Below are 13,803 nucleotides of genomic sequence, written 5' to 3'. Positions count from 1 at the left end.
CCGCTGCGTTTTTTGCCGGTTACATCACGAAAATCGCCGCGAGCCGCCCGGCCGCAGGACGGCTGACAACCCCTCATCCTCCCGTCTCCTCCCCCATAAAAAAGGCGGGGGTGGAGGATGGCTCGCCCTCGCGTAAGGCGCATAGTGCCGTCAACGTGTTTTTCCCGCGGCAAGCGGGTGAAGTAGACAAGGGAGAAGGGAATGGCAGGCGTTCAGCTTCGCAACGTAACAAAAGCCTGGGGCGATGTGGTGGTATCAAAGGATATCAATCTCGATATCACCGAAGGCGAGTTTGTCGTATTTGTCGGGCCGTCGGGCTGCGGAAAATCCACGCTGCTGCGTATGATTGCCGGGCTTGAGACCATCACCAGCGGCGATTTGCATATCGGCGGCAAGCGTATGAACGACGTGCCGCCCGCCGAGCGCGGCGTGGGGATGGTGTTTCAGTCTTACGCGCTCTATCCGCATCTGTCCGTGGCTGAAAACATGTCTTTCGGCCTGAAGCTGGCAGGCGCTCGCAAAGAGACCATCAACCAGCGCGTCACTCAGGTGGCGGAAGTGCTGCAACTGGCGCACCTGCTGGATCGTCGTCCGAAAGCGCTCTCCGGCGGTCAGCGTCAGCGTGTGGCGATTGGCCGTACGCTGGTGGCGGAGCCTTCCGTATTCCTGCTCGATGAGCCGCTCTCAAACCTCGACGCCGCGCTACGCGTGCAGATGCGTATTGAGATCTCCCGTCTTCACAAGCGCCTTAAGCGCACCATGATTTATGTCACCCACGATCAGGTCGAAGCGATGACGCTCGCCGACAAAATCGTGGTGCTGGACGCAGGCCGCGTCGCCCAGGTGGGCAAGCCGCTGGAGCTTTATCACTACCCGGCAGATCGCTTCGTCGCGGGCTTTATCGGCTCGCCGAAAATGAACTTCCTGCCGGTGAAAGTCACCGCCACCGCTATCGATCAGGTGCAGGTGGAGCTGCCGAACCGCCAGCTGGTCTGGCTGCCGGTGGAAAGTACCCATGTTCAGGTGGGTGCCAATATTTCTCTTGGCATTCGCCCCGAACACCTCCTGCCGAGTGATATCGCCGATGTGACGCTGGAAGGCGAGGTGCAGGTGGTCGAACAGTTAGGTCATGAAACTCAGATTCATATCCAAATCCCTGCGCTGCGTCAGAACCTGGTCTACCGCCAGAATGACGTCGTGCTGGTAGAAGAGGGCGCCACATTCGCTATCGGCTTGCCGCCGGAGCGTTGTCATCTTTTTCGGGAAGATGGCACCGCCTGTCGTCGGTTGCATAAAGAGCCGGGCGTTTAAGCGCCCCCGCTTACAAAGAAAAGCAATGATCTCAGGAGATAGAATGATGATAACTCTGCGTAAACTCCCTCTGGCTGTGGCCGTGATGGCGGGCATTTTCGCCGCTCAGGCCTCGGCTGTGGACTTCAAAGGTTATGCCCGTTCCGGCATCGGCTGGACCGGCAGTGGCGGCGAACAGCAGTGCTTCCAGGCGACCGGTGCCGGCGCTAAATACCGTCTGGGTAACGAATGTGAAACCTATGCGGAACTTAAATTAGGCCAGGAAGTATGGAAAGAGGGCGATAAGAGCTTCTACTTCGATACTAACGTAGCGTACTCCGTTGCTCAGCAAAATGACTGGGAAGCCACCAGCCCGGCGTTCCGTGAAGCTAACGTTCAGGGTAAAAACCTGATTGACGCACTGCCGGGTTCAACCATCTGGGCCGGTAAACGCTTCTATCAGCGTCACGACGTTCACATGATCGACTTCTACTACTGGGATATTTCCGGCCCGGGCGCAGGTATTGAAAACGTCGATCTGGGCTTTGGTAAGCTCTCTGTTGCGGCAACCCGTTCCTCTGAAGCTGGCGGTTCTGCGACTTTCCAGAGCGACAGCATTTATGATTACAACAAGAGCACGGCTAACGACGTCTTTGACGTACGTTTAGGCAGCCTGGAAGTGAACCCGGGCGGCACGCTGGAGCTGGGTGTGGACTATGGCCGTGCCAACGCGCGTGACGACTACTATCTGGCTGACGATGCGACCAAAGACGGCTGGATGTTCACCGCTGAGCACGTTCAGACCATCGGTACTGGCTTCAACAAATTTGTGGTTCAGTATGCGACAGATGCGCTGACCTCTCAGGGCAAAGGGCTGTCTCAGGGCTCTGGCATTGGCATCAGCGATACCGATCCTAAGTTTGCGTATGCTCAGAACAACAACGGCCACATGCTGCGTTTAATCGATCACGGCTCAATTTCTATGGGCGATCGCTGGGACATGATGTATGTCGGTATGTATCAGGACATCGACTGGGATAACAACAACGGCACCCGCTGGTGGACCGTGGGTGTACGCCCGATGTTCAAATGGACGCCTATCATGAGCACCCTGCTGGAAGTTGGCTATGACAACGTGAAATCCCAGCGTACTGACGAAACCAACAACCAGTACAAAATCACCCTGGCGCAACAGTGGCAGGCAGGCGACAGCATCTGGTCTCGCCCGGCGCTGCGCGTCTTCGCAACCTACGCCAAGTGGGATGAAAAATGGGGTTATGACAAAACGGGTAACCCGAGCAACAACGCCAACTATGGCTACGCCGTTAAAGATGGCTTTAACGGCGGCAGCTTCGGCCGTGGCGACAATGATGAGTGGACCTTCGGTGCCCAGATGGAAATCTGGTGGTAATCACGCGTTAGTGTTGTAACAAGAGGGGCGAAAGCCCCTCTTAACCCTCATTGAAAAGTACAGATTTGCGGGAAGCGCGCTATTGCCTGGCTACCGTTTCCCTCTCCACCCGAGGTAATAAAAATGAAAAAACGTCTCGTCGCATTATGCTTAAGCGCAGGGCTGCTCGCAGGCCTGCCCGCCGTCAGCTTCGCTGATGTGAATATCGTGCCGCAGAATACCGCCGCGGCACCATCCATTCCGGCCGGTGAATTACAGCGCCTGACCTGGACGCCCGTCGCGCAGTCGCAAACCCAGACCACCGATCTTGCCGCCGTGGGGCAAACCCTCAACGTACCGGGCATTAGCGGTAAAGTCGCCGCGTATAGTGTGCCGGCCAATATCGGCGAACTGACCATTACGCTCACCAGCCTTGCGAACAAACAGACCGGTATTTATGCCCCGAACGTGCTGGTGCTGGATCAAAACTTAACGCCAGCCGCGTACTTCCCGAGCAATTACTTTACTTATCAGGAACCGGGCGTGGTCTCTGAAGACCGCCTCGAAGGGGTTATCAAGCTGACCCCTGCGCTGGGGCAGCAGAAACTGTACCTGCTGGTTTTCACCACGCCGCAGGATCTGCAGAAGACCACCACCATGACCAACCCGGCGAAGGCGTACGCCAAAGGCGTGGGTAACGCTGTGCCAGATATCGCCGATCCGGTGGCGCGCCACACGCCTGACGGCAAGCTTAAACTGAAAGTAAGCACGAACTCCTCCTCCAGCGTTCTGGTCGGCCCGCTGTTTGGTTCTTCCGGCCCGTCGTCTGTGACGGTCGGCAACACCGCAGCACCAGCTACGGCCTATACCGCGCCAGCGCCTGCCGCACCGGCGGCTGCGCCCGCTCCTGCCGCGAAGCGCGAGCCGGTACTTAACGACACCGAAGCCTATTTCAACCGCGCCATTAAAGAGGCGGTCGCGAAAGGCGATGTCGATAAAGCGCTGAAACTGTTGGATGAAGCGGAGCGTCTCGGCTCCACCACGGCACGTAAGACTTTTATCAGCAGCGTAAAAGGCAAGGGGTGACAGTCTCCCCACGCTGCTGATGTTTGCAACACCTGGTGCGCTTGCGCGCACCTTTTTTCCTGGCGCAGCATGCCGTCCTGTTGCACCCATGTTGCGCTTTTGTTCGTACTCCTTGTTTCCCCGCCCCCGTTTTGCTGGTTCTGCGTTACAATACGTCCACTTTTGGCCCCGGAGAGTCACGCATGTCCCATCCCGCGCTGAGACAACTGCGCGCGTTGTCCTTTTTTGACGATATCAGCACGCTTGATAGTTCGCTGCTCGACTGGCTGATGCTGGAAGATTCCATGACCCGCCGTTTCGAAGGCTTTTGCGAGCGCGTGACGGTCGACATGCTGTTTGAGGGCTTTGTCGGCCCCGAGGCGCTGGAGGAAGAGGGCGAGTTTTTGCCTGATGAGCCGCGCTACTGGCTGCGCGAAATCCTGCTGTGCGGCGACGGCGTACCCTGGCTGGTCGGGCGCACGTTGGTGCCGGAGTCTACACTTTGTGGGCCGGAGCTGGCGTTGCAGCAGCTCGGTACCACGCCGCTGGGCCGTTATCTGTTTACCTCATCCACCCTCACGCGTGATTTTATCCAGCCGGGCCGCAGCGACGAACTCTGGGGACGCCGCTCTCTGCTGAGGCTTTCCGGCAAACCGCTGCTGCTGACTGAACTGTTTTTACCTGCATCACCTTTGTACGGAGAGGAAAAATAATGGAGTGGAGCCTGACGCAGAATAAGCTGCTCGCCTATCACCGCCTGATGCGCACCGATAAGCCGATCGGCGCGTTACTGCTGCTCTGGCCGACGCTGTGGGCGCTCTGGGTGGCATCGCCCGGCGTGCCGCCGCTGTGGATACTCGCGGTGTTTGTGGCAGGCGTCTGGCTGATGCGCGCCGCAGGCTGCGTGGTGAATGATTATGCCGACCGCAAATTTGACGGGCACGTGAAGCGCACCGCGCACCGGCCTCTGCCAAGCGGTGACGTGACCGAAAAAGAGGCGCGAAACCTGTTCGTCATCCTGGTGCTGCTGTCGTTTTTGCTGGTGCTGACGCTGAATGTGAAAACCATTCTGCTCTCGGTGGCGGCGCTGGCGCTGGCCTGGATGTATCCGTTTATGAAGCGCTATACCCATCTGCCACAGGTGGTGCTGGGCGCGGCGTTTGGCTGGTCGATTCCCATGGCGTTTTGCGCGGTGAGCGAGTCGCTGCCGTTAAGCTGCTGGCTGATGTTTTTCGCCAATATCTGCTGGGCGGTGGCGTACGACACGGAATATGCAATGGTCGATCGTGACGACGATGTGAAAATCGGCGTGAAGTCGACAGCCATCCTGTTCGGACGCCACGACAAGCTGATAATCGGACTGCTGCAGATAGCCGTGCTGGCGCTGCTTGGCACAGTCGGCTGGCTGAACGGTCTGGGGGCGTTTTACTATGCCGGTCTTGCAGGCGCGGGTGCGCTGTTTATCTGGCAGCAAAAAATCATCGCCGGGCGCGATCGCGACGCCTGTTTCCGCGCGTTTTTGAATAATAACTATGTCGGGCTGCTGGTGTTTATCGGCCTGGCGCTAAGTTATCTGAAGTTCTGATAAAAGCGGGGAAACCCGCTTTTTTGTTATTAGCGGTGGTGGAGTGACGGCGGGTGCGCTGACGCTTACCCGCCCTACATTTTTTCGGCGATCAAGGTTATGAGTAAAGTGGGTAAGCACAGCGCACCCATCGCGTTAAAGGCATGTCTGCCGGGCTAATGTTGTAGGGTGGGTAAGCGCAGCGCACCCACCACTCGCATTGTTATCAGCCATTACCCCTGTTTTTCGCCAATAAAAAAGGCGGGTTTCCCCGCCTTTTTACTGTCTGTCGCCAGACTCAATCACGCGCCCGCTTGTGCCGCCGCGCTCTCGATAGTCAGCCTCACATCGGAGGTCATCAGCTCTGCCAGCATCTGGTAAACCTTCATGGTTTCCGCCGGTTCGGCATCGCCGGTATCGCTGATGTAGCCTTCATCACGCAGCGTCAGCACCAGCGTTGAGAACACCGCTTTATCGAAGAACTCCGGCGCGTTAATGCCGTGCAGTACGGAAAGACGCTGCGCCACCGTGCGGCTCTCTTTCTCAAGCGTACCGCGGTTGATGGACGGATTCGCGCTCAGCAGCCAGAAGGTAATCGCGTAGCGTTGCAGCGTTTCGCGCACGCCAGCGGCGAGCAATTGCAGCGTACGGGAGCGCGCCGGGTTCACCTGAAGCCATTCGTCATCAGCAAGAATAAGCCCCTGCTGCGCCAGCTCGTTAACCAGCGCGTCGACGACCGCCGACACTTCTTCTTTTTCCCAGCGCAGGAACAGCTCCGTCTTCAGCATCGGGAATAACAGTTCCACCTGCTGCTGCACCGCCTCGCGGCTGATGCGACGATGCTGGGTGACGATAGCGGCGATAAGCGACGGCAGCACCAGCATATGCATGATGTTATTGCGGTAGTAAGTCATCAGCACCGCTTGTTCGCGCGGCAGCACGATGATGTCGCCGATGGTGTCCTTCTCGACTTCAAACTTATTCATCTGCAACGCGTGCTCAATAAGCTGCGTCGCCGTGGCATCCGGCACCGTGGCATCTGCGGCGTAAGGCACATTACGCAGGAGATTCAGGTAGCAGTCGAGCTGCTCGGTAAGCTGCTCGCGCGTTAACGAACGCTGGCGCGAGGCCAGCAGCGCGGTGCAACACAGGTTCATAGCGTTAGCCGCGCCCGCGTTGTTGATACGCACCATCAACTGAGCGGCAATCTCGTTCACCGTTGGCGTCAGCCACGCCGGGCGTACCGCTTCGATAGGATCGATAGCATCACGCCATTCCGGCACGTGCTGGTTCAGGAAGGTGATGAGCGGCAGCGGCTCGCCGAAGTTCACATAACCCTGACCGAGGTTACGCAGCTTGCTTAAGCCGCGCAGCATCTGCAGTAGGCTCTCTTTCTCTTTGGTGGCACCGCGCAGCTCTTTGGCATACGTGCCCACTTCCATCACATGCTCATAGCCAATGTAAATCGGCACCAGCGTAATCGGGCGGGTGCCGCCGCGCAGCATGGCCTGAATGGTCATGGAGAGCGTGCCGGTTTTCGGGTCAAGCAGACGACCAGTACGTGAACGCCCGCCTTCAACGAAATATTCCACCGAATAGCCGCGGCTGAAAAGCTCGCCGAGATATTCGCGAAACACCGTCGAATAAAGCTTATTACCCTTAAAGGTGCGGCGGATAAAGAACGCGCCCAGGCGGCGGAAAATCGGCCCGGCGGGCCAGAAGTTCAGGTTGATGCCCGCGGCGATATGCGGTGGCACAAGCCCCTGATGATAGAGCACATACGAGAGTAGCAGATAGTCCATATGGCTGCGGTGGCAGGGCACATAGACAATTTCGTGGCCGTCGTGGGCAAGCTGGCGCACACGCTCGGCGTTATGCACGTTAATGCCCTGGTAGAGGCGGTTCCAGGTGAAACCAAGCACGCGATCGGTAATGCGAATCGCCTCGTAGGAGAAGTCGGCGGCGATCTCTTCCATCAACGCGACAGCATTCTGCTGGGCTTTCTCGTGCGAGATTTTTTTAGTGCGCGCCTCGTCTTCGACGGCGCGGGCAATCGCTTTTGACGAGAGTAGTTTGTTAAAGAGATCCTGGCGCGCAGGCAGGCGCGGGCCGACGGCGGCGAGGCGCTGGCGGGCGAAGTGCATGCGCGCCACACGGGCCAGTTTCTGAGCGATACGTTTGTCGGTGCCGTGCTCGGTTGCCATACGGCGCAGCGATACGGGCGGTGAGAAGCGCACAAAGCTGTCGCGGCCAAGCCACGAGACCGCGAAGAATTTCTGAATGCCGTTCAGCATGCGCAGCGGCGGGTTTTCCTCGCCTTTTTCGCGCCCAGGCGAGCGGCCAAACATAACTGACACCGGTACCATCTGGACATCGAGATCCGGGTTGCTGCGGTGCAGATCGAGATAGTTGTGGAAGAGTTTGATCGATTCTTCTTTCGGCGTGTAGTAAGTGAACACGCGGGGGCCGCCATGGATAAACACATAGCGCGGCAGTTCGGTGCCGTCGATGACCAGCGGATCCAGCGGATCGGGCAGATCGTGCTCCAGGCACTGCGCCCGTAGCGTCAGGAGATCCGCCTTCGAGTTATACGGCAACACATACATGATAGGGCGTGACGTATCCAGCCCAAGTTCGGGGCAGGGCGCCGCCGGGATGGACTTGCTTTTTACCAGCACGCTTAATGGTAAATTAAGTAATTTGTAGTAAATTCGTGGCCAACCGGACATAAACGATGTAAAGCCTCTGGTTAATAATGCAATTGCGGCGCAAGAATATCAGAAACTCCGTAGAATTTCTGTGGTGCTTCTTTATCGAAGCGCATTAGCATTGACGCCTGAATTTAAAAAAGGTTTCTTGTCATGGCCAATAACACCACGGGGTTAACCCGAATTATTAACGCTGCCGGCTATTCCTGGAAGGGATTACGCGCCGCCTGGAAAAATGAAGCGGCGTTCCGCCAGGAAGGGGTCGCCGTGATAGCGGCTATTCTTATCGCCTGCTGGCTGGATGTCGATCCGATCACGCGCGTGCTGCTGATTGGCTCCGTTACGCTGGTAATGATTGTCGAAATTCTCAACAGCGCCATCGAAGCGGTGGTGGATCGCATCGGCCCTGAATTTCATGAGCTTTCAGGCCGCGCCAAAGATATGGGCTCCGCCGCCGTTCTGCTGTCGATTATCCTCGCGCTGGTCGTGTGGGTCACGCTGCTCTGGCAGCATTTGCGATAAGTTTTCCAGAAATCGCGAAAGAAGCGCTTTTTTAACCGGTTATGGTTTTAAAATCACCTTTAGCTGTATATACTCACAGCATCACTGTATATGCACCCAGGGGGCGGAATGAAAGCATTAACTACCAGGCAACAAGAGGTGTTTGATCTCATTCGGGATCACATCAGCCAGACCGGCATGCCGCCTACGCGTGCGGAAATCGCGCAACGTCTGGGTTTCCGTTCGCCGAACGCGGCGGAAGAGCACCTTAAAGCGCTGGCGCGTAAAGGGGTGATTGAGATTGTCTCCGGCGCGTCGCGCGGTATCCGTCTGTTGCAGGAAGAAGAAAACGGGCTGCCGCTGATAGGGCGTGTGGCAGCGGGCGAACCGCTGCTGGCTCAGCAACATATCGAAGGGCATTATCAGGTTGATCCTGGCCTGTTTAAGCCAAACGCCGATTTTCTGCTGCGCGTAAGCGGAATGTCGATGAAAGATATCGGAATTATGGACGGCGATCTGCTGGCGGTTCATAAAACGCAGGATGTGCGCAATGGCCAGGTTGTCGTCGCGCGCATTGATGATGAAGTAACGGTAAAACGCCTGAAAAAACAGGGTAATACCGTTGAGCTGCTGCCGGAAAACAGCGAGTTTAAACCGATCGTTGTGGATCTGCGCGAGCATAACTTCTCTATCGAAGGTCTGGCGGTCGGCGTTATCCGCAACGGCGAATGGCTCTGAGCCCTTTTCCGGCTCACTGACGCCGCATTACCGTAACTGGCCCGCCCCGGTTACGGTAATGACCTCTCCCGTCTGCTAAAGACTGCATATTTTTTCATCTTCGCGTAACGGCATCGGAACGCCATATGCCCTTTCTCACTTCTACCGATAAAGCTCTCTGGCGCCTCGCGCTGCCAATGATTTTCTCCAATATCACCGTGCCGCTCTTAGGCCTGGTGGATACCGCCGTTATTGGTCATCTCGACAGCCCCGTCTATCTGGGCGGCGTCGCGGTGGGCGCTACCGCTACCAGTTTCCTGTTTATGCTGCTGCTTTTTTTACGGATGAGCACCACCGGCCTGACCGCCCAAGCGTTCGGCGCGCGCGATCCGGTAGCGCTGGCCCGCGCCCTGGTGCAGCCCATGGCGCTGGCGCTGATTGCCGGTATGCTGATCATCGCCCTGCGCGAGCCGCTGATACATCTGGCGCTGCATGTTACCGGCGGCAGCGACGCGGTGCTGACGCAGGCCCGACGGTTTCTTGAAATCCGCTGGCTCAGCGCGCCTGCCTCGCTCGCTAATCTTGTCCTGCTGGGCTGGCTGTTAGGCGTGCAGTACGCCCGCGCGCCGGTGATCCTGCTGGTGGTCGGCAATCTGCTCAATATCGCGCTCGATCTCTGGTTCGTGATGGGGCTTGGCCTTAACGTCCAGGGCGCGGCGCTGGCGACGGCGCTGGCAGAGTACGCGACGCTTGGCATCGGTCTTGTGATGGCGGCCCGCGTGCTGCGCCTGCGCGGTATTACCCTTGCGATGCTAAAAACCGCGTGGCGCGGCGGCGTTGGCCGACTGCTTGCGCTTAACCGCGACATCATGCTGCGCTCGCTGCTTTTGCAGCTCTGCTTCGGGTCTGTCACGGTTTTTGGCGCGCGGCTCGGCAGCGATATCGTCGCGGTGAACGCCATTCTGATGACACTCCTGACCTTCACCGCCTATGCGCTTGATGGCTTCGCCTACGCTGTTGAAGCCCATGCCGGGCAGGCCTTCGGCGCTCAGGATAAATCGCAGCTGAGCAGCGTCTGGCGCGCGGCATGCAGACAAGCGGGGATGGTGGCGCTGGCGTTCGCGTTGCTGTATGCCGTGGCGGGGCAGTACATTGTGTCACTGCTCACGTCATTACCTTCGCTTCAGGCGCTGGCGCAGCCCTATCTCTTCTGGCAGGTGATCCTGCCGGTGGTCGGCGTCTGGTGTTATCTGCTGGACGGTATGTTTATCGGCGCGACGCGCGGGGCGGAGATGCGTAACAGCATGGCCGTCGCGGCGCTCGGTTTTGGCCTGACGCTGCTCACCTTGCCAGAGCTTGGCAACCACGGCCTGTGGCTGGCGCTCACCGTTTTCCTGGCGCTGCGTGGGTTGTCGCTCGGCTATTTATGGCGCCGGGGGCGTCTTTTGCACTGAATATCCCTGATACAGCGCCTCACCAGTAAAAGAAAATTTGTCGGTGTCAGCGCTTCGTTATGGTTAAAGATTCTGAATATCCCGCCAGGTTTAAAATTGACGTCTAAAATGGATAGTACGTTCAGCAAATGATGAAGATGACTCGGGCTGAACCCCCACAGGAAAACCTGTGAGACTGATTCACTACCGAATGTTAAGGAGACGTCTATGAACAGAGATGAAGCTGGCGGTAACTGGAAACAGTTTAAAGGTAAAGTGAAAGAGCAATGGGGTAAATTAACCGACGATGATATGACCATCATCGAAGGGAAACGTGACCAACTGGTAGGTAAAATCCAGGAACGTTACGGTTACGCGAAAGATGAGGCCGACAAGGAAGTGACTGACTGGGAAAGCCGCCACGATTACCGCTGGTAATCGGGCCACCACCTCAAACGGTATTTTCCCTCTGAGGCTGCCCTGCCCACCGGTACAAGGATGTACCACCCAACCTGATTCAACGTCCTTTCTTTTTCACCGTAATGCTGTGGTCGTGACCACACTGCCCCTGATGGCGACACGCCTCAACTTCTGCACACGCCGCACACAACCCATGCGCTTCAATCACGTTATGGCGTAACGCAAAGCCCATCCTGGCCGCCAGCGCATGCATTATATCTTCCACACCTTCCGCTGCCTCTTCTTTTACCACCCCACACCTGTCGCAAATAAACATCGCGGAAGTATGCGCCGGATTATCAAATAAGTGGCACAGCACATAGCTGTTGGTAGATTCCACCTTATGCACGAACCCCTGCTCCAGCAGAAAATCAAGCGCGCGGTAAACGGTGGGCGGTTTCGCCTGCGGTTCGCTTTCGCGTAATAAATCGAGCAGATCATAAGCGCTGATCGCGCCCGGCTGGATGGTCATCAGGCGCAGCACTTCGAGGCGCTGCGGAGTCAGGCGCACATTACGTTGCTGGCAGAGCTTTTCAGCCTGCGCCAGAACTTCCTGCGAAATCGTCGTATCCATCGGCATCCTCTATGAATCGTGTTGATGTCATCACTTTATCATGAACTGGCTGAAACACCGACATCCCGCCTGTGTTATACCTTTCAGTGAACATTAACCGGAGGTTTATATGCATACGCGCCCTGAATGTATTTGTCACTGGCAGGAAGTCGAAGGCAACGATGACGCCTGTTATCCGGACAGCAACGAACTGATGTCTATCGGCGCGCCGCTGGCGAAGCGTACCGGGCTCACGCGGCTCGGCATTCATCATGAGCGCCTGCCGCCGGGGCGTCGTACGTCTTACCCGCATGCGGAAAGCAGCGAAGAAGAGTTTGTTTATGTGCTCGAAGGGTTTCCGGATGTCTGGCTCAACGGCGAGCTGTGGCCGTTAAAACCGGGCGACAGCGTCGGCTTCCCGGCAGGCACCGGCCTTTGCCACACCTTTATCAATAACACCGACAGCGACGTCCGGTTACTGGTGGTGGGCGAGGCGAACAAACCGGAAAACCGCATTTACTATCCGCTTAACGGCCCTTACGCCGCCACGCGCCCGGATCGCTGGATAGACCACCCGCCACAATTTTTTGGCCCACACGACGGCTTACCTACACGAATTAAGAACCCTAATCTATAAATAATGAGGGCGATCACGAAACGAGCCCGGTAGTGCCGTTGAGCTTTTAGCCTCAACCTCTGGCGTAGTGCGTTCTTCACAACAGAAATCGTCTCTGTCATGAGCTGACAGAGGATGTCCTTGATGTTGCTAATAAGCAGGGTAAACAGTGAAAAATATAATCAAACCTTCAGTGGCAGCCGTCGCCCTTTCTCTGGTGATGGCCAATCAGGCGAGTGCAGCCAATACCTGGGCGCAGGCGCGTAACGATGCGATGGGCGGCACCGGCGTGGCGTCAGCCGATTACGGCAGCGGCGCGTTAATTAACCCGGCATTACTGGCACGTTCACAGCCAGAAGATGACATTACGGTAATTTTGCCTGCATTACAGGCACAAATTACCGATAAAGACAATCTCGAAGATGAGATAGATCATATCAGCGACCGCGTCGATTATTATCGCGATGTGGTCAACAGCCTGACGCCGGGCGATATCGCGGCGAACCCGATTGGCACGCTGCGCCAGTTCCAGGGCGCAGCACGGGAACTTGGCGACGAGCTGGAATACCTGCGTGGTAAAACGGCAAGCGCACGCGCGGCGGGCGGCATCGCGGTGAGTATTCCAAACGACGTGCTGGCGGTGGCGTTTGTGGCGAAAGCCTATGCGCATGCGCGTGTCAGCACCCGTGTGGACCAAAGCGACATCGACTATCTGCGCCGCATCCAGAACGATGATATTTACGCAGGCACACAGATCATCAACGCCGCGATTAACGGCTCTGACGCTATCACCGATCGCCTGACGTCTACCGCGTTTGGCCGCGCGGCGATCGTTTCTGATTACGGCGTGGCGTTCGCGCATCGGTTCCAGGTGGGCGACGTGCCGGTTTCCGTCGGCGTTACGCCGAAGCTGCAGAAAACCTGGCTCTATAACTACACGGCCTCGATTTATAACTACAACAGCAGCGACTGGAACAGCTCGCGCTATCGCAACGACGACACTGGCTTCAACGTTGATGCGGGTGTGGCAGCGGATTTTGGCCCGAACTGGACCGTGGGCGTGAGCGGGCAGAACCTGATGTCGCGTGATATCGATACCAAAGAGGTTAACGGGTATAAAGATACTTATCAGATCTCGCCGCTGGTGACGGCGGGCGTGGCCTGGCATAACGATCTGGTGACCCTGAGCGCCGATGGCGATCTGACGGAAACCAAAGGCTTTAAGAGCGAAGAAAACTCGCAGTTCGTCGGCGTGGGTGCCGAGGTGCGTCCGCTTAGCTGGCTGGCGGTGCGCGCCGGTTATCGCGCGGACGTGAAAGATAACGAGAGCAACGTGTTTACTGCGGGCGTCGGTTTCGCGCCGTTTAACCGCGTGCATCTCGATCTGACCGGCATCGTTGGTGAAGACGAAACCTGGGGCGCAGGCGCGCAGTTGAGCCTGACCTTCTGACCATGTGCAGGGGCGCAATGCGCCCCTGCCTGAAGTTTGTGCTATAGTAGCGCCCCT

The 13,803-nt window shown here is 57.3% G+C and carries 13 protein-coding genes; 11 read left to right on the top strand and 2 right to left on the bottom strand.

Features of this window, described 5'->3' with window-relative positions:
* Positions 1 to 201: 201 nt before the first annotated feature.
* From malK to ubiA, 5 genes are all read left to right on the top strand, one after another.
* A complete protein-coding gene (malK, locus tag G6041_RS13940; RefSeq protein ID WP_012123615.1) occupies positions 202 to 1,311 on the top strand; it encodes a maltose/maltodextrin ABC transporter ATP-binding protein MalK in 1,110 nt (369 codons plus the stop codon).
* A gap of 43 nt (positions 1,312 to 1,354) precedes the next feature.
* On the top strand, positions 1,355 to 2,701 hold the full coding sequence (locus tag G6041_RS13935) for a maltoporin (RefSeq protein ID WP_007888874.1): 1,347 nt from the start codon (positions 1,355 to 1,357) through the stop codon (positions 2,699 to 2,701).
* A 117-nt stretch (positions 2,702 to 2,818) separates the two neighbouring features.
* Positions 2,819 to 3,766 (top strand): maltose operon protein MalM, encoded by a 948-nt coding sequence (gene malM / locus G6041_RS13930; protein WP_041460350.1) that lies wholly within the window; start codon positions 2,819 to 2,821, stop codon positions 3,764 to 3,766.
* A gap of 182 nt (positions 3,767 to 3,948) precedes the next feature.
* Positions 3,949 to 4,458, top strand: coding sequence for a chorismate lyase (gene ubiC / locus G6041_RS13925; RefSeq protein WP_004388585.1), 510 nt, complete (start codon positions 3,949 to 3,951; stop codon positions 4,456 to 4,458).
* A complete protein-coding gene (ubiA, locus tag G6041_RS13920; protein ID WP_007778572.1) occupies positions 4,458 to 5,330 on the top strand; it encodes a 4-hydroxybenzoate octaprenyltransferase in 873 nt (290 codons plus the stop codon). Before ubiC ends, ubiA begins: the two co-directional genes overlap by 1 nt.
* Before the next feature lie 281 nt (positions 5,331 to 5,611).
* Here ubiA and plsB read toward each other — a convergent pair whose 3' ends face one another.
* On the bottom strand, positions 5,612 to 8,038 hold the full coding sequence (gene plsB / locus G6041_RS13915; RefSeq protein ID WP_041460351.1) for a glycerol-3-phosphate 1-O-acyltransferase PlsB: 2,427 nt from the start codon (positions 8,036 to 8,038) through the stop codon (positions 5,612 to 5,614).
* A gap of 132 nt (positions 8,039 to 8,170) precedes the next feature.
* Here plsB and G6041_RS13910 point away from each other — a divergent pair, with 132 nt between their 5' ends.
* The 4 genes from G6041_RS13910 (at position 8,171) to G6041_RS13895 (ending at position 11,106) form a co-directional block, all read left to right on the top strand.
* A complete protein-coding gene (locus G6041_RS13910; protein ID WP_004388588.1) occupies positions 8,171 to 8,539 on the top strand; it encodes a diacylglycerol kinase in 369 nt (122 codons plus the stop codon).
* Positions 8,540 to 8,647: 108 nt separating this feature from the next.
* Positions 8,648 to 9,256 carry a transcriptional repressor LexA gene (lexA, locus tag G6041_RS13905; protein WP_007888886.1) on the top strand — a complete coding sequence of 203 codons (609 nt, stop codon included), beginning with the start codon at positions 8,648 to 8,650 and terminating at the stop codon, positions 9,254 to 9,256.
* 125 nt (positions 9,257 to 9,381) lie between these two features.
* Entirely contained in the window at positions 9,382 to 10,689 is a 1,308-nt protein-coding gene (gene dinF / locus G6041_RS13900; protein ID WP_012123619.1) for an MATE family efflux transporter DinF, read from the top strand.
* A gap of 207 nt (positions 10,690 to 10,896) precedes the next feature.
* Entirely contained in the window at positions 10,897 to 11,106 is a 210-nt protein-coding gene (locus G6041_RS13895; protein ID WP_004388591.1) for a CsbD family protein, read from the top strand.
* 79 nt (positions 11,107 to 11,185) lie between these two features.
* Here the strand turns inward: G6041_RS13895 and zur are convergent, their stop codons facing one another.
* Positions 11,186 to 11,701, bottom strand: a complete 516-nt coding sequence (gene zur, locus G6041_RS13890; RefSeq protein WP_007871399.1) for a zinc uptake transcriptional repressor Zur — start codon at positions 11,699 to 11,701, stop codon at positions 11,186 to 11,188.
* 109 nt (positions 11,702 to 11,810) lie between these two features.
* Here zur and G6041_RS13885 point away from each other — a divergent pair, with 109 nt between their 5' ends.
* On the top strand, positions 11,811 to 12,317 hold the full coding sequence (locus G6041_RS13885) for a cupin domain-containing protein (protein ID WP_012123621.1): 507 nt from the start codon (positions 11,811 to 11,813) through the stop codon (positions 12,315 to 12,317).
* A 148-nt stretch (positions 12,318 to 12,465) separates the two neighbouring features.
* Entirely contained in the window at positions 12,466 to 13,746 is a 1,281-nt protein-coding gene (locus tag G6041_RS13880) for a conjugal transfer protein TraF (RefSeq protein WP_041460352.1), read from the top strand.
* The last annotated feature ends 57 nt before the right edge of the window (positions 13,747 to 13,803 follow it).

This window comes from Cronobacter sp. HA18003 (assembly GCF_011605905.1).
Taxonomy (GTDB): Bacteria; Pseudomonadota; Gammaproteobacteria; order Enterobacterales; family Enterobacteriaceae; genus Cronobacter; species Cronobacter sakazakii.
The sequence above is the reverse complement of the archived record's forward strand: the minus strand, read 5'-3'. Positions and strand labels throughout refer to the sequence as shown.

Coding starts and splice junctions, on each gene's coding strand:
- zur (WP_007871399.1), bottom strand. CDS start 11,701: ATGGATACGACGATTTCGCAGGAAGTTCTGGCGCAGGCTGAAAAGCTC.
- G6041_RS13910 (WP_004388588.1), top strand. CDS start 8,171: ATGGCCAATAACACCACGGGGTTAACCCGAATTATTAACGCTGCCGGC.
- G6041_RS13885 (WP_012123621.1), top strand. CDS start 11,811: ATGCATACGCGCCCTGAATGTATTTGTCACTGGCAGGAAGTCGAAGGC.
- ubiA (WP_007778572.1), top strand. CDS start 4,458: ATGGAGTGGAGCCTGACGCAGAATAAGCTGCTCGCCTATCACCGCCTG.
- lexA (WP_007888886.1), top strand. CDS start 8,648: ATGAAAGCATTAACTACCAGGCAACAAGAGGTGTTTGATCTCATTCGG.
- dinF (WP_012123619.1), top strand. CDS start 9,382: ATGCCCTTTCTCACTTCTACCGATAAAGCTCTCTGGCGCCTCGCGCTG.
- malK (WP_012123615.1), top strand. CDS start 202: ATGGCAGGCGTTCAGCTTCGCAACGTAACAAAAGCCTGGGGCGATGTG.
- ubiC (WP_004388585.1), top strand. CDS start 3,949: ATGTCCCATCCCGCGCTGAGACAACTGCGCGCGTTGTCCTTTTTTGAC.
- G6041_RS13895 (WP_004388591.1), top strand. CDS start 10,897: ATGAACAGAGATGAAGCTGGCGGTAACTGGAAACAGTTTAAAGGTAAA.
- G6041_RS13935 (WP_007888874.1), top strand. CDS start 1,355: ATGATGATAACTCTGCGTAAACTCCCTCTGGCTGTGGCCGTGATGGCG.
- plsB (WP_041460351.1), bottom strand. CDS start 8,038: ATGTCCGGTTGGCCACGAATTTACTACAAATTACTTAATTTACCATTA.